The 24737-nt window shown below is 57.2% G+C and carries 23 protein-coding genes; 13 read left to right on the top strand and 10 right to left on the bottom strand.

Features of this window, described 5'->3' with window-relative positions:
* Positions 1 to 156 precede the first annotated feature (156 nt).
* A complete protein-coding gene (nudC, locus tag FQB27_RS03295; RefSeq protein WP_169559430.1) occupies positions 157 to 1077 on the top strand; it encodes an NAD(+) diphosphatase in 921 nt (306 codons plus the stop codon).
* Positions 1078 to 1586: 509 nt separating this feature from the next.
* Here nudC and FQB27_RS03290 read toward each other — a convergent pair.
* The 3 genes from FQB27_RS03290 to FQB27_RS03280 all read right to left on the bottom strand — a co-directional run bounded on the left by FQB27_RS03290 (position 1587) and on the right by FQB27_RS03280 (position 3963).
* Positions 1587 to 2156 carry a queuosine precursor transporter gene (locus FQB27_RS03290; RefSeq protein WP_169559429.1) on the bottom strand — a complete coding sequence of 190 codons (570 nt, stop codon included), beginning with the start codon at positions 2154 to 2156 and terminating at the stop codon, positions 1587 to 1589.
* A 131-nt stretch (positions 2157 to 2287) separates the two neighbouring features.
* Entirely contained in the window at positions 2288 to 3148 is an 861-nt protein-coding gene (locus tag FQB27_RS03285; RefSeq protein WP_169559428.1) for a prephenate dehydratase, read from the bottom strand.
* Between the two features lie 65 nt (positions 3149 to 3213).
* Positions 3214 to 3963 carry a 3-deoxy-manno-octulosonate cytidylyltransferase gene (locus FQB27_RS03280; RefSeq protein ID WP_169559427.1) on the bottom strand — a complete coding sequence of 250 codons (750 nt, stop codon included), beginning with the start codon at positions 3961 to 3963 and terminating at the stop codon, positions 3214 to 3216.
* Positions 3964 to 4136: 173 nt separating this feature from the next.
* Here FQB27_RS03280 and FQB27_RS03275 point away from each other — a divergent pair, with 173 nt between their 5' ends.
* The 8 genes from FQB27_RS03275 to FQB27_RS03240 all read left to right on the top strand — a co-directional run bounded on the left by FQB27_RS03275 (position 4137) and on the right by FQB27_RS03240 (position 14056).
* Positions 4137 to 4685 carry a c-type cytochrome gene (locus tag FQB27_RS03275; protein ID WP_169559426.1) on the top strand — a complete coding sequence of 183 codons (549 nt, stop codon included), beginning with the start codon at positions 4137 to 4139 and terminating at the stop codon, positions 4683 to 4685.
* A 21-nt stretch (positions 4686 to 4706) separates the two neighbouring features.
* Positions 4707 to 5489, top strand: coding sequence for an inositol monophosphatase family protein (locus FQB27_RS03270; protein ID WP_169559425.1), 783 nt, complete (start codon positions 4707 to 4709; stop codon positions 5487 to 5489).
* A gap of 84 nt (positions 5490 to 5573) precedes the next feature.
* Complete coding sequence (locus FQB27_RS03265; protein WP_169559424.1) at positions 5574 to 7430, top strand: extracellular solute-binding protein; 1857 nt, start codon at positions 5574 to 5576, stop codon at positions 7428 to 7430.
* Positions 7430 to 9328: an extracellular solute-binding protein gene (locus FQB27_RS03260; protein WP_169559423.1), complete on the top strand. Its 1899-nt coding sequence runs from the start codon at positions 7430 to 7432 to the stop codon at positions 9326 to 9328. The genes FQB27_RS03265 and FQB27_RS03260 overlap by 1 nt, the downstream gene beginning before the upstream one ends.
* 14 nt (positions 9329 to 9342) lie before the next feature.
* Positions 9343 to 10455: a microcin C ABC transporter permease YejB gene (locus FQB27_RS03255; RefSeq protein ID WP_169559422.1), complete on the top strand. Its 1113-nt coding sequence runs from the start codon at positions 9343 to 9345 to the stop codon at positions 10453 to 10455.
* Positions 10456 to 10457: 2 nt separating this feature from the next.
* The gene (locus tag FQB27_RS03250; RefSeq protein ID WP_169559421.1) at positions 10458 to 11489 is read left to right on the top strand and encodes an ABC transporter permease; all 1032 of its coding nucleotides are present in this window, start codon (positions 10458 to 10460) and stop codon (positions 11487 to 11489) included.
* Positions 11486 to 13096, top strand: a complete 1611-nt coding sequence (locus FQB27_RS03245) for an ABC transporter ATP-binding protein (RefSeq protein ID WP_169559420.1) — start codon at positions 11486 to 11488, stop codon at positions 13094 to 13096. The genes FQB27_RS03250 and FQB27_RS03245 overlap by 4 nt, the downstream gene beginning before the upstream one ends.
* Before the next feature lie 30 nt (positions 13097 to 13126).
* The gene (locus FQB27_RS03240; RefSeq protein WP_169559419.1) at positions 13127 to 14056 is read left to right on the top strand and encodes a 2-hydroxyacid dehydrogenase; all 930 of its coding nucleotides are present in this window, start codon (positions 13127 to 13129) and stop codon (positions 14054 to 14056) included.
* A 31-nt stretch (positions 14057 to 14087) separates the two neighbouring features.
* Here FQB27_RS03240 and FQB27_RS03235 read toward each other — a convergent pair whose 3' ends face one another.
* From FQB27_RS03235 to FQB27_RS03205, 7 genes are all read right to left on the bottom strand, one after another.
* Positions 14088 to 14438 carry a MarR family winged helix-turn-helix transcriptional regulator gene (locus tag FQB27_RS03235; RefSeq protein ID WP_169559418.1) on the bottom strand — a complete coding sequence of 117 codons (351 nt, stop codon included), beginning with the start codon at positions 14436 to 14438 and terminating at the stop codon, positions 14088 to 14090.
* A gap of 125 nt (positions 14439 to 14563) precedes the next feature.
* Positions 14564 to 15946 carry a leucyl aminopeptidase family protein gene (locus tag FQB27_RS16780; RefSeq protein ID WP_169559417.1) on the bottom strand — a complete coding sequence of 461 codons (1383 nt, stop codon included), beginning with the start codon at positions 15944 to 15946 and terminating at the stop codon, positions 14564 to 14566.
* Between the two features lie 193 nt (positions 15947 to 16139).
* Positions 16140 to 17165, bottom strand: a complete 1026-nt coding sequence (locus tag FQB27_RS03225; RefSeq protein ID WP_169559416.1) for a TAXI family TRAP transporter solute-binding subunit — start codon at positions 17163 to 17165, stop codon at positions 16140 to 16142.
* A 140-nt stretch (positions 17166 to 17305) separates the two neighbouring features.
* On the bottom strand, positions 17306 to 18307 hold the full coding sequence (locus FQB27_RS03220) for a response regulator (RefSeq protein WP_169559415.1): 1002 nt from the start codon (positions 18305 to 18307) through the stop codon (positions 17306 to 17308).
* Positions 18308 to 18316: 9 nt separating this feature from the next.
* On the bottom strand, positions 18317 to 18724 hold the full coding sequence (locus tag FQB27_RS03215) for a PilZ domain-containing protein (RefSeq protein ID WP_169559414.1): 408 nt from the start codon (positions 18722 to 18724) through the stop codon (positions 18317 to 18319).
* A 97-nt stretch (positions 18725 to 18821) separates the two neighbouring features.
* Complete coding sequence (locus tag FQB27_RS03210) at positions 18822 to 19538, bottom strand: hypothetical protein (RefSeq protein WP_169559413.1); 717 nt, start codon at positions 19536 to 19538, stop codon at positions 18822 to 18824.
* Between the two features lie 28 nt (positions 19539 to 19566).
* The gene (locus FQB27_RS03205; protein WP_169559412.1) at positions 19567 to 20160 is read right to left on the bottom strand and encodes a hypothetical protein; all 594 of its coding nucleotides are present in this window, start codon (positions 20158 to 20160) and stop codon (positions 19567 to 19569) included.
* Positions 20161 to 20315: 155 nt separating this feature from the next.
* On the opposite strand from FQB27_RS03205, the gene FQB27_RS03200 reads away from it, so the two are divergent.
* The 4 genes from FQB27_RS03200 to FQB27_RS03185 all read left to right on the top strand — a co-directional run bounded on the left by FQB27_RS03200 (position 20316) and on the right by FQB27_RS03185 (position 24686).
* Positions 20316 to 20456, top strand: coding sequence for a hypothetical protein (locus tag FQB27_RS03200; protein WP_169559411.1), 141 nt, complete (start codon positions 20316 to 20318; stop codon positions 20454 to 20456).
* 473 nt (positions 20457 to 20929) lie between these two features.
* Positions 20930 to 21814, top strand: a complete 885-nt coding sequence (locus FQB27_RS03195) for a glycine zipper 2TM domain-containing protein (protein ID WP_169559410.1) — start codon at positions 20930 to 20932, stop codon at positions 21812 to 21814.
* Positions 21814 to 23652 carry a DUF4852 domain-containing protein gene (locus tag FQB27_RS03190; RefSeq protein ID WP_169559409.1) on the top strand — a complete coding sequence of 613 codons (1839 nt, stop codon included), beginning with the start codon at positions 21814 to 21816 and terminating at the stop codon, positions 23650 to 23652. Before FQB27_RS03195 ends, FQB27_RS03190 begins: the two co-directional genes overlap by 1 nt.
* On the top strand, positions 23649 to 24686 hold the full coding sequence (locus tag FQB27_RS03185; RefSeq protein ID WP_169559408.1) for a hypothetical protein: 1038 nt from the start codon (positions 23649 to 23651) through the stop codon (positions 24684 to 24686). Before FQB27_RS03190 ends, FQB27_RS03185 begins: the two co-directional genes overlap by 4 nt.
* Positions 24687 to 24737 lie beyond the last annotated feature (51 nt).

The following is a 24737-nucleotide window of genomic DNA, read 5'->3' as shown; positions in this document are numbered from 1 at the left end:
AATTATCAAGACCTTTTTGGGAAAAAAGCCGGACGCAGCCCCATTCCGCCCCCGCCCATCCTCCCCAAAGGGGTAAATACCCGACACCCGGCACCTTCATCCCCATTCGCTTGACGATTGCGATGGCGGAAAAGTTGTGCCAAAGTTCCGCCTGATATGAGCAAACCATTAGTTTTTACCGGCAACAGATTTGACCGGTCTGCCGATCATCGGAGTGATTCCGACTGGTTGGCGGAGAAATTGGAAAACCCGTCTACCCGTTTTCTTCCCATGCACAACCTGCGCGCCCTGATTGACCTTGCGGGCGGGCCGGAAATCGACTGGCGGGGCTATACCGATGTCCGGTCCTTCATCGATGCCGGTGCCACGCTGGTCTTCCTTGGCACGGCCGATTTCGCCTGCCATTTCGCGGTTGATGTCTCCACCATCGAGAACCCGAAACAGCTTCCGAACAGCGACTGGGGCAAGTTTATCGATGTCCGCAACATTTCCTCCAATCTGCGCCCCGGCGAAGCAGGGGCACTGGCCCAGGCCCGGTCCATGCTGTCCTGGCACAAGACCCACGGATTTTGCGCCCAGTGCGGGGCAAAGACCCACCTTCAGGAAGCGGGCTATTCCCGGAAATGTTCAAGCGAGACCTGTAACGCCCTGCATTTCCCGCGCACCGACCCGGTTGTCATCATGATGGTCACAAAAGGCGACAAATGCCTGCTGGGCAGCGGCCACAATTTCCCGGAACAGCAATATTCCTGTCTGGCCGGCTTTGTGGAGCCCGGCGAAACCATCGAGCAGGCCGTCCTGCGCGAGGTGTATGAGGAAACCCGCATTACGGCCACCAACGTCACCTACCATTCCTCCCAGCCGTGGCCCTACCCCTCATCGCTGATGATCGGCTGCTTTGCCGAAGCCACCAGCGAGGAAATCACACTGGACGAGACAGAACTCTCTGATGCCCGGTGGTTCACACGGGCGGAAGTGATCGACATGCTGGCAAAGTCAGTGACCCGGGACATCCCGCGACTGGCCCCGCCCCTTGCCATTGCCCACCAACTGGCGGCAGCGTGGGTGGCGGAGTAACCACCCCTCGCCCCTAACGGCAATCGCCTGCCACCACTGCACGTCCGCGCTGATCGAGATACCCTTTCCGATCCGTGCGGGCTGCAACACCACCAGCCTCGCACCCCAAATCACCTCTTACCAAAATTGTGCGTCGCACAATTCAGCACCCCTGCAACATGGGACACAGCGCACTTTCACCGCGCTGTCCAAGTTCACCGAATCGGCTGTCATTCCGCCCCGGAAAGCCCGACATGTGGCCGACACAGAAACTTCAAGCGATTGAAATGTAAGGGAATTGCACAAATTGCGACCAAAAGTCTGCCCGCTATTTAGGCGACGCGATCATTCCGCAGGCAATGACAGATTTATTTGGGAAAAATGATCGATGAAGGAGTTTTGCACTTGCGATTTTTGTTCGCAAGTGCAATATAAAAACAGTCAGCACACACTGACAGCCCTTATGATTGAGGGCGTTTCCTCCCTACTTAGGCCGCGTTTTTACGCGGCCTTTTTTTATGGCACCCAGATTAGCGGGCAGTGCTTGCCAGTGTCAATGGGTCTGTGTATTTCAACAGCCCCCGGAACGGCAGGATCAACACGGCAACCATGAAGATTTTCACGCCATAGTCCCCAAGCGCCCATGTTTCCCACGGCAAACCGGTTCCGGCAAAGGCCAGAATGAAGAAAATCAGGGTATCCACAAAAGACGCGATAACCGACGAGAAAACAGGCGCCTTCCACCATGTGGCCTGACGCAGGCGGTCAAACAGGAAGACATCCAGCAACTGGGCAATCAGGAAGGCCGCCCCGGAAGCCACTGCAATCCGCGCATCGGCCAGCAACAGCGACATCACAACCGCGAACAGGAACCCGACCAGAACAACAATCCGGGCCTTGCCCGCCCCCAGCGCCCGGTTGGTCAGGTCCGTCACCAGAAAGGCAAACGGATAGCTGAGCGCCCCCCATGTGAGCCAGTCATTGATGGGCATTTCCACCAGAATGTTGGACGCTGTGACAACGATCCCCATGGCGATCACGCCGGTCACCAGAAACAGGGCGCGGGCCCGGCTCGCCGGGGCTTCGGTTTTCTCATTCATGCCGTATCTTCCGTTTACAGGATCCTCAACCTGCAAGGGCTCTCGCCAGCAGGATGCAAGGCGGGGCTCCAAAACAGGAACCCCGACATTCGAAAGCGCTTATATGACAGTCTGACCCTGCCTTTCAAGCCTTATGCGCTATATTCGGTCCGGTAGGGATGCTTCGGATAAACTCCCAGCATCTTCAGCTTGGCCGAGAAGAACTGCAATTCCTCCAGCGCCCGGGCGAGAGGGGCCTCTTCAGGATGCCCTTCCACATCAATATAGAACTGCGCGGCCTCGAAACTGGCATCCGTGATGTAGCTTTCCAGCTTGGTCACGTTAACGCCGTTCGTCGCAAACCCCCCAAGAGCCTTGTAAAGGGCCGCAGGCTGGCTGCGCACCTGAAACACAAGGCTGGTCATGCAATCGCCGTCCCGCGGGGTCGGGTCCTTGCGGGTCCGGGACATGATGACAAACCGCGTGGTGTTGCCCAGCCGGTCCTCGACCCGCTCGCGGATCACATCCAGACCATAGATTTTCCCGGCCAGACTGGAGGCGATGGACGCCTGTGTCGGATCGCCGATTTCTGCGACCATCTTGGCAGAGCCTGCCGTATCCGCATGGATAACCGCCTCAATCCCCAGTTCGCGGATGAAGTTCCGGCATTGGGACAGGGCCTGTTCGTGACTGTGGGCCTTCTTGATATCCGTCAGCTTTGTCCCCGGAACTCCCAGCAACTGATGCTGGACCGGCTGGAAATGCTCACCAATAATATACAGACCGGATTCAGGCAGCAGATGATGGATATCCGCCACACGTCCGCCTAGCGAATTTTCAATGGGGATCATCGCATATTTTGCCCGTTCCTCGGACACCATGGCCAGCGCATCTGCAAAGGTCTCGCAGGCGATTGCCTCCATATCCGGAAAAACGTTGCTGCAGGACAAATGTCCATACGCACCCGGGACGCCCTGGAAGGCAATTGACTTTTCTGGGTCTATTTCGGCCATGATTTTAATCCGATTATTATGGGTATTGACGATAAATAAGTTGGTATGTGATCGGGAATGCCGTTTTACCGGCGGGATTCGAACAATGCACGAATACGCGCAAGGTCGTCGGAAGTATCAACGCCCAGCGGCACCGTGTCAACGAGAGCTGCATCAATCCGCATACCCGCTTCAAGGGCCCTCAACTGCTCCAGCTTCTCGCGCTGCTCCAGCGGGGACGGCGGCAGGCTGACGAAGCGGGCCAGCGCCGCACGCTGATAGGCATAGATTCCGATATGGTGATAATGCGGCCCTTCGCCCCACGGGGCCTTCAGGCGGCTGAACCAGATGGCCCGCCCCATGCGCGCCCCCTCGGACAGGCTAACCACCGCCTTCACCGCATTTTCATCATCCAGTTCCGCCGGATCGGTAATTTCCGCCACCAGCGTCGCGATATCCGCATTATTTCGGATCAGCGCCTCATGGGCAGCCGACACCGCCGCCGGATCAAGGGCGGGAAGATCCCCCTGCAAATTGATGATCGCATCATGGCGACCCTCGGGATCAAAAAGCTCAACGGCCTCATGAACCCGGTCGGACCCAGACGGATGATCCACCCGCGTCAGCACGGCCTGCCCGCCCGCCTCGGTCACGGCGGCAGCAATTTCCGGCTCGGCACAGGCGACGATCACCGGCCCCACATCCGCCTCGCGGGCGCGATCCAGAACCTGCACAATCATCGGTTTGCCGTCGATTTCCGCCAGCGGTTTACCCGGCAAACGGGTAGAGGCCATGCGGGCGGGGATAACAATGATCGGACTTTTACCAGCAGCCATGGTGGGACCCTGCTCTTTGATACGAAAACAATGATACAGCCGCATTTCAGCGGAAACTTTTCAAGAAAGAATATATACGGCTTGCGCTTTTGAAGTGAAAGCCGTTAAATTCCACTCGCTTTTTTTTACTGCGTTTGCTAGAGCTACGCAGAAATCATGAGCTGAGGTAAGCAATGGATAATTTTGAGCTAAACAAAATCGCAGGTGCCGTGCTTGGCGGAGCGCTCGCAGTTGTCGCTATCAGCGAGATCGCCAACATCGCGGTTTCCCCTACTTTCCCGGAACAGAACGCCTACGCAATTGAGGTCGCAAGTACGGGTGGGGATAGCTCAGCCGCTGCAGAAGTCAAGGAAGAAGGCCCGTCACTGGGTGCCCTGTTGGCCTCTGCCGATGTGGCCAAGGGTGAAAAAGTTTTCAAAAAGTGTAGCGCCTGCCACACAACCGAGGAAGGCGGAGCCAACAAGATCGGCCCGAACCTCTATGCTGTTCTGGATCGCGCCAAGGCATCCCACGCAGGGTTCTCCTACTCTGATGCCATGGTTTCCCACGGCGGCACCTGGACCTATGAGGATCTGGATGCTTTCCTGAAAAAACCGAAAGATTTCATCAACGGTACGAAAATGTCCTTCGCTGGCCTGAAAAAGGCTGACGATCGCGCGGACCTGATCGCCTATCTTCGGACACTGGGAACCGAGTCCACCCCTCTTCCGGCTGCTGAATAAGCAACCTGATCGGCTTTTCGCATGACAAAAGAGTGCCCTCGGAGCTTTATTGACCTCGCCCACCGTCTTGCCGACGCTGCGGGTGAGGTGATCCGCCCTCTTTACCGGCAAAAGCTGGACATCATCAGCAAGGAAGATGCCAGCCCTGTCACCATCGCTGACAGGAACGCCGAAATGGCCATGCGAAAAATCATCGAGGCCGAATTTCCCGATCACGGGATTTACGGAGAGGAACACGGACAGGTTCGCACCGATGCGGAATATGTCTGGGTTCTGGACCCCATTGATGGCACCCATTCCTTTATTTCCGGGTCCCCGACCTTTACCTGCCTGATCGGGCTGGTCAGAAACGGGGCACCGGTGATGGGATTGATGTACCAGCCCATTTCCGGGGAACGCTGGGTTGGCGCCAATGGCGTCACCACCCTCAATGATGTTCCCATCCAGACCCGTGATGCCATCAACACGGTAGAGCAGGCCTCCCTCTTCTCATGGGGGGTCGAACTGTTCAAGAGTGACCGCGGCCCGGAATACGAGCGCCTTTGCACCTCAGCCGCCCGTAAACGCTTCGGTTACGACAGTTACGCCTATGGCCTGCTGGCACACGGTTTTGTCGATCTGGTTGCCGACTTCGACATGAAGCCATTTGATTATTGCGCCCTCGTCCCCATCGTCGAGAATGCCGGGGGTGTCATGTCCGATTGGGATGGCAATCCCCTGACCCTGACCACGCCGGGTTATGTTCTGGCGTCCGGCAATGAAGCCCTGCACCAGCAGGCCCTCGCCCTGCTGTCCCGGGACTAACGGAAAAAAGTCTTTTAATCTTGATGTCTTGGCCGTTTGGTCCCATGTTGACGTATGTCAAAATACGCAACCAACAGGGGTAAAATGCGCACGCTAAAGGCATCGATTGTACTGGGGACGGCTTTCATGATGGCGGCCTCCCTCTCCTTCGCAAACGACGTCCCGGTGACGAAAAGTCATGGCCTGTCCCTCGCCGGACCGCTGAAATACGGCCCCGACTTTACCCATCTGGATTATGCCAACCCCGACGCCCCCAAAGGCGGCAGTTTGAAGCTGTCCGCGCTTGGCGGATTTGACAACCTGAACCCGTTCATTTCCCGCGGCCAGTCGGCCAGCGGCCTTGGCCTGACCTTCGATACCCTGATGGCCCAGCCCAATGACACGGCCAGTCAGGAATATGGTCTGGTTGCGGAAAGCGTGGAGGTCCCCGCCGATCTCAGCTATGCCATTTTCAACATCCGGCCCGAAGCCCGCTTTCAGGATGGCACCCCTGTCACGGCCGAAGATCTGGCCTTCAGCCTTGAAACCGTAAAGGAAAAAGGCGCGCCCCTGTTCCGCTATTACTACGCCAACGTGGAGCGGGGCGAAATCCTGTCACCGCAGCGGATCAAGTTCCATTTCTCCGGCCCGCCCAACCGGGAATTGCCGCAAATTGTCGGACAGATGCTGCCGGTGATCTCGAAGGCCCATTTTCAGAACCGGGTCTTTGATGAAACAACCCTGACACCGGTTCTGGGCTCCGGCCCCTACCGGGTGCGAGAGTTCGAGGCCAACCGCTTTGTCGTGTATGAACGGGTCCGCGACTACTGGGGCGCCGACCTTCCCCTTAACAAGGGACGCTACAACTTTGATACGGTCCGCTACGACTATTACCGGGATACAAGCGTCCTGCTGGAGGCATTCAAGGCCGGTGAATATGATTACCGGGCCGAGAACAGCGCCAAGAACTGGGCCACGGGCTATGATTTCCCCGCCCTGCAAAAGGGACTGGTGGTCAAGGAGGAAATCCCCAGCAAGGTTCCCGCCGGACAGCAGGCCTTTGTCTTCAACCTGCGCCGCGACAAGTTCAAGGACCCGGCACTTCGCGAGGCCCTGAATTATGCCTTCGATTTTGAATGGCTGAACAAGAACATCTTTTATGATCAGTATGAGCGCACGGACAGCTTCTTCCATAATTCGGTTATGAATGCGGAAGGAGAGCCTTCGCCTGAGGAACTGGCCATACTGGAGCCATTCCGGGACCAGCTTCCCCCCCGTGTGTTCGGACCGGCCTATCAGGCCCCTGTCACGGATGGCAGCGGTCGGGACCGCAAGCCCCTCCGCAAGGCCCGTGCCCTTCTGGAAGGTGCCGGATGGCATGTGAAGGACGGGGCGCTGATCAATCCGAACACCGGTCAGCCGCTTGAAATCGAGTTCCTGATTTTTGACCAGAACAGCCAGCGTATTATCGGGCCGTTCATCAACAACCTGAAAAAACTGGGTATCACGGCCAACACCCGGATCGTGGACAGTGCCCAATATACGGAACGGGTGCGCAACTACGATTTCGACATTGTCACCAGCGGCTTCTGGCAAAGCGTCAGCCCCGGTAACGAGCAACGGGAATTCTGGGGCAGTGCCGCCGGAAAGCGCCCCGGCAGTCGAAACCTCATGGGGATCGACAATCCGGTTGTGGATGACCTGATTGAACAGATTGTGGCCGCCCCCGACTATGAAAGCCTGATCCCCATTGTCCGGGCACTGGACCGGGTGCTAACCTGGAACTTCTATGTCATTCCCCAGTTCACCGCCGCCTATGACCGCATCGCTTACTGGAACAAGTTCGGCAAGACGGACATCAACCCGTCACAAGGGCCGGACCTGCTGTCATGGTGGGTTTCCCCTGATAAGGAAACAGCCTTGAAATCCGGGCTGGAATCCCTCAAGGAAAAGTCGGACTGATGCGGCTTTCCAAAAGGCTGAAAAACACCCGTTGGCTTGGGTCTCTGGCGGTCGCGGTGTGCCTGTTGACGGCGGCACCCCTGACCCTCGCCCCCGCCGCTGCCGCTGCCGCCGGGATTGAGGTGCATGGCCTTTCCAGCTTCGGGGACCTGAAATACCCGGCGGGTTTCCAGCATTTCGACTATGTCAATCCAGAAGCCCCCAAGGGCGGGCAGATCACCCTTCGCAACCTGAACAGCTTTGACAGCGTCAACCCGTTCATCCTGAAGGGAACCACCGAGATCCTGAACGGTGACCGGGGCGGGGACCTGTCCTTCACCTATGCCACCCTGATGACCCGCTCGTTCGACGAACCGGATGCGGTTTACCCGCTGGTGGCGGAAAAGGCCCTGCTGGACGAGGATGGTCACTGGGTGGAATTTATCCTGCGGGATACGGCCCGCTTTCATGATGGCACCCCCATCACGCCTGATGACATCCTGTTCAGCTTCACCACCCTGAAAGAGGACGGTCACCCCCGCTATCGGCAACGCTATCGGGATATTGAGACCCCCGTCATAACCGGCGACAATCGCATCCGCTTCCCGTTCCGGGAAGGCGCCTTTACGCGGGGCCTGCCTGTCCTTGTGGCGGAAATGCCCATTTTATCCCGGAAATCCTTTGCAGACCGCCCGTTCAAGGAAACGACCCTGACGCCGCTGCTGGGGTCCGGCCCCTACAAGATGGCCAAGGTCGATCCCGGCCGGTCCGTCACCTATGAGCGGATCAGGAACCACTGGGCCGAAGACCTTCCGGTGCAGCGGGGCCGGTATAACTTCGACACCATTCGGGTTGACTATTACCGGGACAGGACCATCGCCACCGAGGCCTTCTTTGCCGGTGAGTATGATTTTCGCGAAGAATTCACCGCCCGAAGCTGGGCCACGGAATATGCGGGCAAGACCCCTGTGGATCAGGGACTGATCAAGCAGGATGTTCTGCCCGATGCCTCCCTCACCGGTTTTCAGGCATTCTTTTTCAACACCCGGCGGGACCAGTTCCGGGATATCCGGGTGCGGCGGGGCATCGCCCGCCTGTTCGATTTTGAATGGACCAACAAGAACCTGTTCTATGGTTCCTACAAGCGGCTTGGGTCGGTGTTTGAAAATTCGGACATGAAGGCAACCGGTGAACCCGGCCCGGGTGAACTGGCCCTGCTCACCCTGTGGCGGGGACAGATGCCGGACACGGTCTTTGGCCCGGCCTTCCAGCCCCCCCTCACCGATGGCAGCGGCAATATCCGAACCCAGCTTCGCGCCTCCCTCAAGGATTTTCAGGATGCGGGTTGGACCGTTCGGGATCGCAAGTTGCTGAACGCTGAGGGCGAGCAAATGACCATTGAGTTCCTGCTCTATGAAAATGCCTTCACCCGGATCATCAACCCGTTTATCCGCAATCTGGAACGGGCCGGCATCAAGGCCAGCATCCGCGTGATTGACGTGGCCAGTTGGCAAAACCGGATGCAGGATTTTGATTTCGACATCATCGTTCGCCGCCTTGGACAGGCTGCCTATCCCGGAGTGGAGCTCAGGGACTGGTGGGGGTCTGACGCGGCGGATATTCAAGGCGGCCTGAACCTGCCGGGGATCAAAAGCCCGGCCGTTGACGCCCTGATCGAGGCCGTCGTTCAAGCCGGGGACCGGGACAGCCTCAAAACAGCAGCGCGGTCCCTTGATCGGGTCCTGATGTGGGGGCATTATGTGATCCCGCAATGGTATAAACCGACCCATTTCATTGCCTATTGGGACAAATTTGGCAGGCCGGACAAACCAAAACCGGGATACCATCGTTCTGCCTTGATGACATGGTGGTATGACGGGAACAAGGCGGCACGCCTGCACACAGTAAAGAGTCAATAAAGGGGGAGACGGCAGTGTATGCCTATATTCTAAGGCGGCTTCTCTTGATGATCCCGACCTTGTTCGGGATCATGGTTCTGAACTTCGCCGTGATCCAGTTCGCACCCGGCGGACCCATTGAACAAATCATTGCCGAAATTCAAGGCACCGCCGTTGGCGCCACCTCCCGCATCGGCGGCAGCGGGGCGGGGGATGTATCTGCGGGCTCTACCGGCGGGGGCACCGCCGCGTCCGGGGATCAGGGCAGCTATCGCGGGGCACAGGGCCTTGACCCGGAATTTATCAAGGAATTGGAAAAGCAGTTCGGCTTTGACAAACCGGCCCATGAACGGTTTTTCCTGATGATGAAGAACTATCTGGTGTTCGATTTCGGGACCAGCTATTTCCGGGACGAAACCGTTATCAATCTGGTCATTGAAAAACTGCCGGTCTCCATTTCCCTTGGCCTTTGGACCACACTGCTTGTCTATCTCATTTCCATCCCCCTCGGGATCAAGAAGGCGGTTCGGGACGGAACCCGGTTTGACCTCTGGACCAGCAGCCTGGTGATCATCGGCAACGCCATACCCAGCTTCCTGTTCGCTGTGGCCCTGATCGTCCTGTTCGCGGGCGGCTCCTATCTGGACTGGTTCCCGCTGCGCGGCCTGACCTCCGAGAATTTTGACGACCTCAGCCTGCTCGGCAAGGTTGCCGACTATTTCTGGCATATCACCCTGCCGGTTCTGGCCATGGTCATTGGCGGGTTTGCCGCCCTGACCCAATTGACCAAAAACTCGTTTCTGGATCAGATCGGCCAGCAATATGTCCTGACCGCCCGCGCCAAGGGCCTGACGGAAAAGCGGGTTCTCTATGGCCATGTTTTCCGCAATGCCATGTTGATCGTTATTGCCGGTTTTCCCAGCGCCTTTATCGGCATCCTGTTCACAGGCTCCCTGCTGATCGAGGTGATCTTCAGCCTTGATGGCCTCGGTCTTCTCGGCTTTGAGGCGGCCATCAATCGGGACTATCCGGTGATTTTCGCAACCGTCTATGTGTTTGCCCTGCTGGGCCTGATCATGAACCTTGTGGGGGACCTGACCTATACGCTGATTGATCCCCGCATCGATTTCGAAGCGCGGGAGGCATAAGCATGGCTCTTTCTGCTATCAACCAGCGCCGACTGGAAAACTTCCGTTCGAACCGCCGTGGATACTGGTCCATGGTGCTGTTTTTCAGCCTGTTCATCCTGTCCCTGTTCGCCGAACTGATCGCCAACGACAAACCGCTTCTGATCTCCTACAAGGACGAGTTTTACACGCCCTTTCTGGTCAGCTATCCCGAGACAACCTTTGGCGGGGATTTCGAGACCGAGGCCGATTACCGCGACCCGTTTGTTGCGGAACTGATCGAAGAGGACGGCGGCTGGATGCTCTGGCCACTGATCCGCTACAGTTACAGCACCATCAATTATGACCTGAAAAGCCCCGCACCCAGCCCACCGGACAGTGAAAACTGGCTGGGAACCGATGATCAGGGCCGGGATGTGCTGGCCCGGGTGATCTATGGCTATCGCATTTCGGTGGCGTTCGGTCTGATCCTGACCATCCTCAGTTCCATCATCGGGATTGCCGCCGGGGCCGTGCAGGGATATTTCGGCGGCATGACCGACCTGTTTTTTCAGCGGTTTCTGGAAATCTGGGGCGGTATGCCCAGCCTCTATATCCTGATCATTCTGGCGGCCATGATTGAACCCACCTTCACGATCCTGCTGGTTCTGCTGCTGCTGTTCAGTTGGCCCAGCCTTGTGGGCGTGGTGCGGGCGGAATTCCTCCGCTCCCGGAATTTTGACTATGTCCGGGCGGCGCGGGCGCTTGGGGTCCGGGATTCCGTGATCATGTACAAGCACCTTCTGCCCAACTCCATGGTCTCTGCGCTGACCTTCCTGCCCTTTATCCTGACAGGGTCCATCGTCAGCCTGACCTCTCTCGACTTCCTTGGTCTTGGCATGCCGCCCGGTTCCCCGTCACTGGGCGAGCTGTTGGCGCAGGGCAAGGCCAACCTTCAGGCCCCGTGGCTTGGCATTACCGCCTTCATGGTGCTGTCCGTCATGTTGACCCTCGCCTTTTTCATGCAGGAAGGCATCCGCGATGCCTTTGATCCCAGAAAGACGTTCCAGCAATGACCGCCCTTGTCGAAATCGATAACCTGTGGATCAATTTCCGCGTCAAGGGACAGGATGTCCCTGCCGTGAAAGGCGTGTCCTTTTCCATCAACAAGGGGGAAACCGTCGCCCTTGTGGGGGAAAGCGGATCGGGTAAATCCATTACCGCGCTCAGCATCCTGCAACTGCTGCCCTATCCACTGGCGTCCCACCCGCATGGACGCATTCTGGTGGAGGGGGAAAATGTGGTTGGCGCGCCCCAGTCCCGTATGCACCGGATGCGCGGCAACAAGGTCTCCATGATTTTTCAGGAGCCCATGACCGCCCTCAATCCCCTTCACACCATTGAAAAGCAGATCAATGAAACCCTGCTGGTCCATAAGGGGATGAACAAGAAGGATGCCGCCAGCCGGGTTCGGGAACTGCTGGAACTCGTCGGCCTTGAAGCCACCGAGGAACGACTGAACAGTTACCCCCATCAGCTTTCTGGCGGGCAAAGACAGCGTGTGATCATTGCCATGGCCCTCGCCAACGAGCCGGACCTGCTGATTGCCGACGAGCCGACAACCGCCCTGGATGTCACCATTCAGGCGCAAATTCTGGAACTGCTGCAGGACCTGCAAAAGCGTCTTGGCATGGCGATCCTGCTGATCACCCATGACCTTGGGATTGTCCGCAAGATGGCCCAGAAGGTCTGCGTCATGACAAAGGGCGAGATTGTCGAGGCTGCCCCCTGCCCCGATCTGTTTGCACATCCGCAGCATGACTATACGAAAATGCTGCTGGCGGCTGAACCCAAGGGACGCCCGCCCGAAAAGGACCTGTCCGCGCCCGAGATCATGCGCGGCGACAATATCCGGGTCTGGTTCCCGATCAAGAAAGGCTTCTTCAAGCGCACCGTCGATTACGTCAAGGCGGTGGATGACATTTCCGTCTCCGTCCGGGCCGGACAGACGGTCGGCATTGTGGGCGAAAGCGGCTCTGGCAAGTCAACGCTGGGGCTTGCGCTTTTGCGGCTGCTTCGCTCCAAAGGCGATATTCTGTTTGAAGGCGCCCCCCTTCAGGGAAAAAACTGGAAGGAACTCCGCCCCCTCCGGGCGGAGATGCAGATTGTGTTTCAGGACCCCTATTCAAGCCTGAGCCCGCGCCTGTCCGTCGGCCAGATCATCGAGGAAGGGTTGCTGGTGCATCAGGGGCGCGGTGATCCCGCCGCCCGCCGCAAGCTGATCGGGGATACGCTAGAGGAAGTCGGCATTCCCCGCGATGCGCAGGACCGCTACCCCCACGAGTTTTCCGGCGGCCAGCGGCAGCGGATTTCCATTGCCCGCGCCCTGATCCTGAAGCCCCGCTTCATGGTTCTGGACGAGCCCACCTCGGCGCTCGACATGTCCGTTCAGGCACAGATCGTCGACCTCTTGCGGGACTTGCAGCAAACTTATAATCTTGCCTATCTTTTTATCAGCCATGATCTGAAAGTTGTGCGCGCCCTTGCGGACGAGGTCATAGTGATGCAAAAAGGAAAAGTCGTCGAACAGGGCGATGCGGACCAGATCTTCGACAATCCGCAAACCCTCTACACCCAAGCCCTGATGAAGGCGGCGTTTAATCTCGAAACACTGGATCACTGATCCGGCCAATCAATAAACTGGAGAATAACAATGGCCTTGCTGTTCCATAGCAAACTGAAACGAGACGACTGGTGGCGGAAAGTGCTCGACAAGGAAGTGCCGGGCATGGAGGTTCGCTTCTGGCCAGAAGTCGGCAACCCTGACGAGATTGAATATGCCCTGTGTTTTGCCATGCCCCACGGGGAGTTGGCGAAATTCAAGAACCTGAAGGCCATTTTTTCACTGGGTGCTGGCGTCGACCACCTGCTGGCCGACCCGGATTTCCCGCGCCACCTGCCTTTCTCTCGCGTGGTTGACCCGGAAGTCACCAGCCGCATGACCGAATATGTGGTCCAGCATGTCCTGAACCATCACCGCTACCAGATGGAATATGACGCCCAGCAGCGCCAGAACGAATGGAAGGAGCGCTTTGCGCCGCCGTCGTCTGAACGCAAGGTCGGTATCCTTGGCATGGGGGCCCTTGGCACCGGTGCGGCCAAGGCCCTGAACTATCTTGGCTTTGACGTGGCCGGCTGGACCCGCAGCCCCAAGGATGTGGAAGGCGTTACCGGCTTTCATGGCCCGGATCAGCTCAAGGATTTTCTGGCCCGAACCGAAATCCTTGTTTGCCTGCTGCCGCTGACGGAACAGACGGAGAATATCCTGAACGCGGACCTGTTCGCCGCCCTGCCGGAGGGCGCAGCCCTGATCAACCCCGGACGGGGCCAGCATCTGGTGGAAGAAGACCTGATGGCCGCCCTTGACAGCGGTCACCTGTCTGCTGCCACGCTGGATGTTTTTCGGACGGAACCGCTGCCGGCGGATAATCCGCTCTGGAACCATCCGAAGGTACGGATCACCCCGCATGTGGCCAGTATTGCTCTGCCGGAACGGGTTGCCGCGCTTGTGGGAACCAATATCAAACGTCTTGAAAACGGTGAGCCATTGCTGAACGCCGTGGACGCGGAACGCGGCTACTAAGCCGCGTCTCCATCCCTGAACAGGCAAGGGGTCAGGTCAGATTTTTCCAGGCTGATTTTTCAATAATCTCGGAAAACTCGCTCAGGAAGACCGACCCCTTGACCGTCCGCACCACATTGATGGACCGTTTGTCCTTGTCATCCGGCTTGCGGCGCAGAAGATCCATCTTGCCAAGCGCATCCAGCGCCCGTGTCACTGCCGGCTTGGAAATATTCAACTGGCTGGCAATGCCCCGCACCGTATGCGGCGGCTCATCCAGATACACCATCAGCATGATCGCCATCTGCCGGGACGACAGGTCCGGGCCGGAACGGCGCACCATTTCATTCAGGGATTGTTGCCACAGTTTCAGAATGGCCTGGGTTGTGTTTTGTCCGTCCATGGGCGGGAGTGTGGCACAGGCCAACCCATTCCGCAAGCGGAACGGTATCCGCGTCCTCCCCCGCGCACGCCGAAAGACGGCCAGAGAGAAAACCCGCCCTTTTGGTCAAGGGCGGGCGGCTTTCCCTATCGTCCGTAACGCTCGCGCAGCAGGGCGAACATGGCGCGGATGGCAAAGGCCTCCCCGCCGACGGGGCGGCCCGGACGGGCCCGCTTGTTATAGGCCATGATGTCGAAATGAACCCATGACTTCGCCTTTGCCGTAAATTCCTTCAGGAACAGGGCCGCGGTAATGGCACCGCCCATGGGGCTGCTGCCGGAATTGTTGAGGTCCGCAATGGGACTGTCGATCATGGACCGATATTCAGACCACAAAGGCAGCCGCCAGACCGGATCCTTTTCCGTCTCTGCGTGGCGTCGGATGGCGTCAAAAAGGTCCTCATCATCCGTAAAGGTGGCGGCGATTTCCTCGCCAACGGCCACACGGGCAGCCCCGGTCAGGGTGGCGAAATCAATCAGCAGGTCCGGCTCTTCCTCGCCGGCGGCGGTCAGTGCATCGGCCAGAACAAGCCGCCCTTCCGCATCCGTATTGCCGATCTCGACGGTTTTGCCGGACCGGCTGGTCAGCACATCACCGGGCCGATAGGAATTGGACGACACCGAATTTTCAACTGCCGGGATCAGGACCCGCAAGCGCACGGGCAGTCCCGCATCCATGATCATGTAGGCAAGGCCCAGCGCCATGGCCGCCCCGCCCATATCCTTCTTCATCAGCAACATGGCCGAGGACGGTTTCAGGTCCAGCCCGCCCGTATCGAAACAGACACCCTTGCCAACCAGTGTCACCTTCGGCGCATCCGCATCGCCCCAAACCATGTCAATCAGGCGGGGCGCCTGATCGGCTGCCCGGCCCACGGCATGCACCATGGGATAGTGATAGGTCAGCAGGTCATCGCCCACCACGTTGATCTGACGGGCCTCGAATTCGGCGGCAATCTGGGACGCGGCGGATTCAAGAGCCTTCGGCCCCATATCCCCGGTCGGGATATTGACAAGATCACGGGCAAGATTGGTGGCAAAGACCGTCCGCGCCACCTGATCCGCATCGGCGTTCAGCGGCAGGCGCAAGGTGGCGAAGCGTTTCGGTGCCGCCTTGTACCGATCAAACACATAGGTCGCCAGTGACCAGCCAATGGCCACATTGGTTGCTTCCTCATCGGTCAGGGACACATCCAGATGATAGACATCCGGCGGCAGGTTGGCGGGCAGGTCCGCCAACGACCAGATATCCCATGTGTCCTTGTCCCGGATACAGACAACACTGGCCACACTGCCATCATCCCCCGGCAGGCACAACTGGGTCCCGGCCTTCCCCTCGAACCGGTTGGCGGCGATCCAGTTTTTGTCACGCTCGCTTTGCCCCTCCCGCCAGGCATCAAAGGCATCCGCCTGAACGATGGAAATCGGAACAGTAGAAATATCATCAAATTGCGAAATAAAAGGGATCACGGGTGTCTCCATGGCGTTTTTTAAAAAACTATCAAAGGCCGGGCGAACGGACAACCAATTAGAGTATGAGCCCGTTCGGCAGGCGCTTTTTTTACCCGATCCCCTCTCGCACAGGCTAAACCGACACGGCCCGCCCTCAGATCATTTCGGGCGGACAGGCTGCGAAAAGCACAGCCACAACCGCTCCATACCCTCACTGACCGTCTAGGGGATGCTCATCATAATAGCGCTTGGCGCCGGGATGCAGCGGCGTTGCAATCCCGTCAAGGGCGGTTTCATAGTGAATCAGCTTTCCCTTGGCATGGCCACTATCCAGCAGCACCCGGTTTCTTGGGTGCCACAGAGCCTTGGTCAACCCATAGACCAGTTCATCATCCATATCGGCGTTCACCACCCATTGGGTACTGACCGCAAGGGTGTTCCGCCTGCCAATGCCCGGATAGATCCCCTCGGGGATCGTGCTTTTCGAGAAGAACCGGTACTTTTTCAGGATTTTGTCGGCACTGACCCCTTCCAGCGGCAACAGGTCGATGGCCCCGATTTCCGCAAGCTCTTCGATGGCCGATACAGGATAGCCGGCAACAAAGAAAAAGGCGTCCAGTTCCGCGTTCAGCAACATGTCCACGGATTTGTCCGGGTTGGTTTCCACCGCTGTGTAGTCTGCCTCGGAAATGCCGGAGGTCGACAGGATGGCCCTGGCATTTTCGCGGGTTCCCGATCCGGCCAGATCGATGGAAATGCGCTTGCCCTTCAGCCCGGCGATTGTCTTGATGCCGCTGTCTTTCCGCACCACAAGATGTACATCCTCAGGATACAGGTTGGCGATCACCCGCAAATGATCCCGGGCAGCATTGTTGTCCTTGAAGACCCCCTCGCCGTGATAGGCGGCATAGACAAGATCGGACTGCGCCAGACCACTTTCCAGACTGCCATCCAGAACCCCGAGAATATTCGAGACAGACCCCCGCGTGGTTTGGGCCGCCGCAATCAGGCCCGGTACACCGCAGGACCCGCCATCCTCGCAGGGGCGACTGCCGGGCGGGCCTGTGATGGTCGCCCCGATCAGCGTTCCGATGGGGAAATAGGTTCCCGATGTGGATCCGGTTCCGATCCGAAAGAAGGTAACATCCTGGGCGAAAACAAGGGACTGGGAAAACAACAGCACCAGCAGGGAAAGAAGGAGACTTCCTGTCCGCTTTTGAAACCCTTGAAAAAACATTCTACTACCCCTGACTTTCCCGTAACCCGTTGCGTTCCCAGCCAACAGGTTTTGCCTATCAAATAATTATGTCGATCGAATGATCACCGTACAGGCTGGCGCCACTCGTTACCCCAACAGAACACAAGTTGTCCCTTGCGTCAAACAACCTCATCCGCATCCGAAGACTGGCGACGATCCGCCCCGGTCCTCTTTTTACCCTCAAGGGAGCCCGCCTCCCTCAACTGTTCCGACAGTGCCCCGATATCAAACGCCATTTCCGCCGACTCCCGCGCATCCTTACAGGCCTTGTGAATGGCAAACGGGATTTGCAGCAGCAACTCCTTCTGCATTTCCTGCAACGGACTGGCCGATCCCAGAATACGCCGCAACAAGTCCCGCATGGCATCACACAGCACCACAACATGGGCGAACGCATCGCCGCTTAAGCGTTCCGCCAGATCCTCGTTCATTTTCAACATGTCCCGCACCAGTATCTGGCGTTCATCCAGCCCTTCCAGCGTTTCCGGCAGGTTGAGAATACGGGCCGATCCCCGCAGGAACTGTTCCGTGTAAATGGAGATTTTCCGCTCGTTGACCGCCTCAAGGGCCAGCTTGATATTGTCCGGCGTGGCATCCATCTCGGGCCGGTTCTCGGCTTTGGCCTGAAGGGAGTTGGGGACCACCATGGGCGGGGTCGAGGACAACCCCCGGACAATCTGACGCCGCTCCGGGCCAATATAATCCTTGGTCACGATGAAGGGTTTGCGGGCCGTTATCAGGCCGGAAATCCGGTCCCGCAACTGGGCTTCCGACATGGGGCGGCTGATCAGGTCATCCGCACCGCACCCGATCACCTCGTTGACAAGGTCCGGGCTGGTATCCCAAAGGGTGACAATCACATTGACGAACGGGTTCTTGCCAACCTGGCTCTGCCGGATATCGCGGACAATGCTGCAGGTATCTCCGCCGCCTTCCCGGGTATCGCCGATGATCAGATCATAACTGCCGGTGCTGGCCTTGTGCAGAAACTCGTTGAAGTCACTGACCGCTTCCACATCCCCAAAGCCCATATGCAGTAACGCGACACGGGTATTGTAACGCATGGTCGACTGAGGATCATACAGCAGCACAGAGGCTTTTTGAAATCGCCTGTCTTCCATCTCACGTCATCACTTGAAACCGGTAAACACTCTTGAAATCGCCTGATAGACCTGATCCGGGCTGTCCTTGAACTGAAGCCCGACCTGTTGCCCCTTTGCCCAGACAGCCTTGCACGGGAACGTGGCAATACTGGGCAGGATCATTTCCAGGTCCGCCTCCAGATCCAGTTCGCCAAACAGGTCCACACGGGCGCCGTTGGCCGACACATCCCGCACAACCCCTTTCACCTCGGTGATCCTGCTGCGCAATGTCACGTCCTGCAAGGACATTTTCAGGCGGGCCTCCCAGACAACCCGGCTCCTGCGATAGCGTCTGTTTTCCGAATAGGGCGCAGTGTCTGTGGCTGCGGCTTCCACCGCCGCCTGCCGCGCCTCCAGTTCATCCAACAATCCCTTGATATCCGGACCGATCGTCATAGGCTTTTCCCACTCTCCGACGAGGCCTTCGCCGGCCCCACTTTGGCAATCATACAGGCAATACCCTAAAAGAATTGTAAACTCCCGGTTGCCCTGATTACCAGTGCACACATCGGGCGCGGACCTCCCGATAGCTTTTTTCGCTGTCGATCCGGCTGTTTTCCTCGGCACGCGTTTCGTTGACCTGATCCAGCAAGGGTTTCAATTCCCGGGACAGCCGTTCCGATACCATTTTCGATGCCTTGTCGGACCGGCTGCCATAGAACGGCTTGATGTCCGCCGCCAACCGGGCCACCTCCGCCTCGATATGTTTGCTATACTGGTCCCAGACCCGCTCATTGATCGCCACATGTTCCCGCTCATGGGCCAGAATTGCCTTATAGGCACAACTGCCCGGTCGGTATTTCTTGTCGATGAAGATTTCAGAGCGGACGAGGGCCAGTTCAACGCCCACCTTGCGGACCCCGAAACAGCGTCTGCCTTCAATCCGTTTCGAGGCCAGTTGAATTCTGAGATTATAGGCGAAACGCGAATGCGCCAGCCCCAGTTGCCGGCCCTTGGCGGACGGCTTGAAGCCATCAACGCTGCGGGCAAAGGTCTTTATTTCCGAAGAACTTTTTTTGTTATTGATGGTGGTTTCAACCGATTTTCGGGCCAGCCCTGTCTCCGGCTTCTGAAAGGAGGCAAGACACGCCCGGTCCGTGTTGCCAAAGGCCGCCGTGGAAGCCTGCGCCAACGTCCCCCCGCCCAGAACCATCATCCCGGCCAAAAGTCCCGCTGTTATTGTCCCCGTTCCTCTCGGCGCTCGCAGCATGCGGATCGCCCCTTTCCTCTTTCCCTGCTCAACTGAACAAGGCGTCAATATCCGACTGATCCAGCGTCTCTCCTTCCGCTGCGACGTGCCGGGATGTGTTCCGAGGCGCCTCCGCGCCCACCCTTGCTTCCCCGTTCGGTGCGTCCTGCCCTCCGGCAATCGGGGCGACCTCTTTCACATGACCGTTGATCACCGCAGCCGCCCGGTCAATCAGTTGCCGGATCAGGGCGCATTTTGCCGGTAACAACGCCACCGGTTTCCCGGCCTCCAACGCGGCACGCTCTTCCTTAAACAGTCTTTGCAAATACAGTATCTGCTTATTCAACATTTTGACAATGGTGTCAAATGCCTGCCGGTATTCCGGCGGGGAAATGTCATAGGCTTCAATCGCCAATTCCCTGTCCGCGATGCCGCTGCCCCTGAAATGTTCCTTATAGGGGCGCGGCTGCCATTCCTGAAATTCATCGATCATATCCGGCATGTCCAGAACCAGTTCGGCCAGCATCAGGGCTTCGTTGAAATGGTTCAGGTAATCGGTCGCCAATAGCGATCGTTCATTGACGTTCGTTCCAACGGCCCGTGCCCTGTATATCTCTAACCTGTCCGCTGTGTCCGTCATCATGCCCGCTGTCGGTGACAGTCTTCCTTAACCTTGTACCCATTCCCGCGCCGCCTTCCAGCAGGCGCCGGCCTGACCGGAATAAACCGGCTCTTCGGACGGACAGCATAAATCCCCATATCTTAATTAAGTGTGTGCCTCTCTCTATTCAGGAAAATGTGAAGCACAAAAGACCGGTCAGCACCGCAATCAATCCTTTAGCGGATATCGGAAAAAACGGCCACCTGTCCATCAAGGTCCGGGGCATCCGCTTCAGCAAGGAAAAGGAAGACAGACAGGATGGAAACAAGAAGAATTAAAGAATATGTAAAAACAAAACTTGAATAGTGAGATTTTACAGAAATAAAGCGGCCCAATTCATTAAACATCAACTGCATATCAACTCCCCTTTTATCATTCGATCCCTGCTCGTCCTGAAAAACATTCCAAAATCGGCACCGAAAAACAAGCGTTAAAGTTGTTAAAATTTACAAAACAACAGCTTTAGCGATTAAATTACTATAACGTGTGTAAAGCAAACATCCGCACTACTAAATATTGATTTTATTAAATAATACAATTTTAGGTAAATGTTAAATAAACACATCCACAACCTATGCGGCAGCCAAAAAAGCCCGAATCAACACCGCCGGACCGCTCCCCTCCGCCTTTCCCCGCTCCCTCGCGCCCCTGTCTGTAAAATTTTAGATAAATTAAATTTATTGTTTAATTTCAACTATTTGGATTATTAGTGAAGAAAATTCAATTCCTAACCGGTAAGCAAGGAAAAAGCATGTCGAAAAAAGCTGTTGCCGCCCTCCTGATTTCAACTGCGGTCTTGTCTGGCTGCCAGACAACCAATTCCGGCGAAACATTCGGAACTGTTCTCGGCGCCGTAGGCGGGGCCATCATCGGGGCGCAATTTGGAAAAGGCGCCGGGCAACTGGTGGGCACGGCCATCGGGACCCTTGCCGGCGCCTATATCGGCAACCAGCTTGGCAAGATCCTTGATGAGCAGGAACAGGCCGCCGTCGAAGCTGAAACCGCAACCGCCCTTGAGAAGAGCGAGGACGGCCAGAAGATCGTCTGGAACAGCCCGAAAACAGGCGCTGAAGCCGAAATTCAGACCGTCAATACACGCCAAGAAACGAAGACAGTCACCCTTTATCGCGACCGGCGGATTTCCGAAATGCCCCCGCTGACCCTGCTGGGCGAAGAATATCACTCCCTGAAAAGTTCGAACATCCGTAAATCTCCGTCAACCGACGCCGAAATTGTCGGCAGCCTGCAAGAGCAGGAACGCTTCAATGCGGTTGGCCGGGTCGAGGGCAAGCCGTGGATTGTCGTTGCCAAAAACAACCGGACCGTCGGCTTTGTCTATGAGCCCCTTGTGGAGAAAGCTCCCGCGGCTGCAACCGTCGCCGAGGCTGCGCCCACACCGGCAATTCGTAACCAGTCAACCTTCGCAGAAAATGCCGCCAAGCTGGAGAAAGAAGGCAAAGGTCAGGACAGCCTTGGTGAGCCCATTGATCTGGATGCCGAGGGCCTGATTGCCGAAGAGGTTCAGGTTGCCACCACATGCCGGGACCTTGAGGTTACCTCCAAAAAGGGCGACAAACAGGGGCAAGACAGCTTCACCGCCTGTAAAGCAACGGATGGTGCCTGGGAGATTCTGTAATGACCAGGCCCCCTCTTCGCGCCCTTGGCGTGACACTCGCCCTCTTCGGAGGGCTGGTGTCCCCGGCGGCCTCCGCCGATACGCCCCCCACACATGTCTTTGCCAAGTCATCCAAACTGGGTGTCTCCATCGAAATGGATGTCCGGGACGGGCAATGGTGCCGAAAAGACCTGTCAGTCACAGTCCGCGCCAAGGACCCCACCTTCTTTGAAGGGGAGACCTTCCCATCCTTCCTGCCGAAGGTCGGACAGATCATCGATCGGGAATGCCCCGACGCGGAAACGGCCACGGTCACCGGTCTTGCAGAAAATATGGCACAGCCCCTCTTTCAGGGGAATGCCAAGGCCGCCGATGGCTGGAAACCTGCCGCCACCGCCGATGCCCCCGCCAACATGGCCAAGGCATCAGGCACCCCCACCGTGACTGCCACCCCCGACACGTCTGACACTCCCAAAGCGTCCGAGAGCCCTGCCCCCGCTACCACAGCAATCGCTGACCCTGCCAGCACAGCCGAGGCATCAGGCACATCTGAAAACGATCAGGACAGCCCGACAATGGCCGCCCTCTCCCCCCGGCAGCGGGAGATTGAAAACTTTTGGAATACGGCTGAGCCGATCAAAACCCTGAAACTGGTGCGTAAATTCTTTGGCGACAACCCGGCCCTGCTGGCAAATGACGGGGATATCCGGAACTATGCAAGACAGTGGAACTGCGGCCGCTATCGTAAGACAAAAGATAACGAGTTTGATCTTCGGGCGTATCTGGACGCGGCAAAGGCAGATTTACAGGAAAACCTGATCTCAACCCCGATCTATGCAACCTATTTCTATTCTGAAAAATTTAAGTCCTACGACTTTGGAAAAGAAGTTTTTCCCGTGTCATTCGGAGGCCAATTTTCTGCGCAGTATGCCCCCCCAAGACTAGCATGCAATATTAACGCGTCCTCTGGTACATATCCTCAGATTTTCAGGCAGGATGCCCTTCCTTCGCCCATTATCACAGAACTTCCCCTGTCCCGGCAAAAGGCCGAGACGCTGGTCGCGCAGAAAAAGTATGGGAGAAAAGTCTATACCCATTATCTTGTCAGAATTGACAGAATTGACCTTGTAGAAGCAAATTCGCGGGCTCACTATAACTATCGTCATGGATACGGCAAGTTGGACCTCAAAATTCTGGAACTGAAGGTCTATGCGGATGAGGGTCGCAAACAACTCCTCCACACCTTTACGGAAGAAGACATCAACAGCAGGGTTGTGGCCATCCGCCTGCGCGAGGAACAAGAGCGGATCGCGAGGGAAAAAGCTGCAGAAGAGGAACGGGCTCAGCAGGAAAAAGTACAAAAGGAAAAGGAGCTGGCGGCCTTACGAGAACTGCAAGACACATTGAGCAACAGGCTCGAACTTGGTGGCTATCCGGCCCGTCTGGCCTTCTATCTTGACCGCTCTTTCCACATGCCTTCCCTGTCAGAGACAATCTCGCACAGCTTGGTCGATGACGGGACGCGGCAGACCAAACTGATGGTTCGTCTTTCGGATATGGACGGACCGATTGCCACAGCCAACTGGCCCCGCCCCATAACCATCACCCTGCCGGAGGGACTGCCAGAGGCACCCAAAAAGGGAGACTGGATGCTGATTAAGGGAAATCTGGAAACCACGAATACAGCCCCGAAAGCCGATCTGGACCTTGCCCTTGATGTGGCGGTAGAGGCTGACACGGTCGTTATCTGCACGCAAGAACGCTGCCGGGAGGCGGAAGACCTGCAATACCTTATGGACCATGCCTATCCGGAATTGATCGACACACCGATCCAGGCCCCTTCGAAGACTGACCAATGAACAAAAAATTCCTCTTTGCCGGTCTTGGTATCTCCGGCCTGCTGATCGCGGGCATTACCGGCCTGAACCACTATGCCTCGGGTCAGGCAAAACGGGCGGTGGAAGACGCGCTGTACCAATGGAAACTGGACACCTATATCCGATATGAAACGGTGTCCCACAATGTCCTAACAGGCGCCACAACCCTGTCGGATGTGACCCTGTATCACGATGCTTTCGGGCAAGTTCCCGTCGATATTGAAAGCGCCCGGCTCACTGGCCTTGCATTTGAGGATGAGTTTCTGACCGAAGCAACGGTCCAATTATCATCCGCGACACTACCGGTCCTGGACGTTGCCCGAAAATGTTCAAGCATCCGCTGTCCCGCACGGTACTGGTCAAATTATATCCTCTATGCCGGATACCAGAACCTGACAGTTGACCTGTCGGTGTCGTTCACGGCTGACCTGGAAGCCTCCAGCGTTGATCTGGCATTGACCGGTGAGGCGCCCGAGTTTGGGGACATCGCCATGAAGGTCGCCCTTGAACGGACCGATGCCGCACGGCTGTGGGAAACTGGCGCCCCCCTTGCCGCCAATCTGATACAGGATGGCAATATTCTTCAAACCCTGTTTCGGGGCAACATGAAAGACCTGCAGGCCGTTATCGACAGCACCCGCATTGTGGAGTTGGCCCATCTTGAGGCCTCCTTCACCGATGACGGCCTACTGGACAGGGTTTTTGCCAGCAAGGAACTGGACCTGCTCACCCCGGCCGAGCCGGACGATTTCCGGGAGCAGCTTGCGACGACCGCACAGGGCCATATGCTCACGGTTCTTGAGAAGGGAAGTATCCGTCCGTCTGTCGCCGAAAGCGTTTCGGAAGAATGGAAATCGTTCCTGATGGAAGGCGGCGAAATCAGTCTGGAAACCCGGATGGACCGGCCTGTCAGGCTGTTCCAGAAAGGTGGGTTCATCGGAATTCGGCCAAACCCGGAACTCTCCAACCCACCGGAATTCCTGAGACGCACCCGTCTCACTCTGGAACATTCCTGATCGACAAGCCCGGCTGCCTCCGCCTGTGGTGGAGGTGGCCCGGTTTGAACA

It is taken from the genome of Sneathiella chinensis (genome assembly GCF_012720115.1).
GTDB classification, from domain to species: Bacteria; Pseudomonadota; Alphaproteobacteria; order Sneathiellales; family Sneathiellaceae; genus Sneathiella; species Sneathiella chinensis.
Note: the sequence above shows the minus strand (reverse complement) of the source record. Positions and strands in the feature narration are given on the sequence as shown.

What these genes read in the sequence shown, in the direction of transcription:
- nudC (WP_169559430.1), top strand. Translation starts at nt 157, where the DNA reads ATGAGCAAACCATTAGTTTTTACCGGCAACAGATTTGACCGGTCTGCC.
- FQB27_RS03290 (WP_169559429.1), bottom strand. Translation starts at nt 2,156, where the DNA reads ATGAATGAGAAAACCGAAGCCCCGGCGAGCCGGGCCCGCGCCCTGTTT.
- FQB27_RS03285 (WP_169559428.1), bottom strand. Translation starts at nt 3,148, where the DNA reads ATGGCCGAAATAGACCCAGAAAAGTCAATTGCCTTCCAGGGCGTCCCG.
- FQB27_RS03280 (WP_169559427.1), bottom strand. Translation starts at nt 3,963, where the DNA reads ATGGCTGCTGGTAAAAGTCCGATCATTGTTATCCCCGCCCGCATGGCC.
- FQB27_RS03275 (WP_169559426.1), top strand. Translation starts at nt 4,137, where the DNA reads ATGGATAATTTTGAGCTAAACAAAATCGCAGGTGCCGTGCTTGGCGGA.
- FQB27_RS03270 (WP_169559425.1), top strand. Translation starts at nt 4,707, where the DNA reads ATGACAAAAGAGTGCCCTCGGAGCTTTATTGACCTCGCCCACCGTCTT.
- FQB27_RS03265 (WP_169559424.1), top strand. Translation starts at nt 5,574, where the DNA reads ATGCGCACGCTAAAGGCATCGATTGTACTGGGGACGGCTTTCATGATG.
- FQB27_RS03260 (WP_169559423.1), top strand. Translation starts at nt 7,430, where the DNA reads ATGCGGCTTTCCAAAAGGCTGAAAAACACCCGTTGGCTTGGGTCTCTG.
- FQB27_RS03250 (WP_169559421.1), top strand. Translation starts at nt 10,458, where the DNA reads ATGGCTCTTTCTGCTATCAACCAGCGCCGACTGGAAAACTTCCGTTCG.
- FQB27_RS03245 (WP_169559420.1), top strand. Translation starts at nt 11,486, where the DNA reads ATGACCGCCCTTGTCGAAATCGATAACCTGTGGATCAATTTCCGCGTC.
- FQB27_RS03240 (WP_169559419.1), top strand. Translation starts at nt 13,127, where the DNA reads ATGGCCTTGCTGTTCCATAGCAAACTGAAACGAGACGACTGGTGGCGG.
- FQB27_RS03235 (WP_169559418.1), bottom strand. Translation starts at nt 14,438, where the DNA reads ATGGACGGACAAAACACAACCCAGGCCATTCTGAAACTGTGGCAACAA.
- FQB27_RS03225 (WP_169559416.1), bottom strand. Translation starts at nt 17,165, where the DNA reads ATGTTTTTTCAAGGGTTTCAAAAGCGGACAGGAAGTCTCCTTCTTTCC.
- FQB27_RS03220 (WP_169559415.1), bottom strand. Translation starts at nt 18,307, where the DNA reads ATGGAAGACAGGCGATTTCAAAAAGCCTCTGTGCTGCTGTATGATCCT.
- FQB27_RS03215 (WP_169559414.1), bottom strand. Translation starts at nt 18,724, where the DNA reads ATGACGATCGGTCCGGATATCAAGGGATTGTTGGATGAACTGGAGGCG.
- FQB27_RS03210 (WP_169559413.1), bottom strand. Translation starts at nt 19,538, where the DNA reads ATGCTGCGAGCGCCGAGAGGAACGGGGACAATAACAGCGGGACTTTTG.
- FQB27_RS03205 (WP_169559412.1), bottom strand. Translation starts at nt 20,160, where the DNA reads ATGATGACGGACACAGCGGACAGGTTAGAGATATACAGGGCACGGGCC.
- FQB27_RS03195 (WP_169559410.1), top strand. Translation starts at nt 20,930, where the DNA reads ATGTCGAAAAAAGCTGTTGCCGCCCTCCTGATTTCAACTGCGGTCTTG.
- FQB27_RS03190 (WP_169559409.1), top strand. Translation starts at nt 21,814, where the DNA reads ATGACCAGGCCCCCTCTTCGCGCCCTTGGCGTGACACTCGCCCTCTTC.
- FQB27_RS03185 (WP_169559408.1), top strand. Translation starts at nt 23,649, where the DNA reads ATGAACAAAAAATTCCTCTTTGCCGGTCTTGGTATCTCCGGCCTGCTG.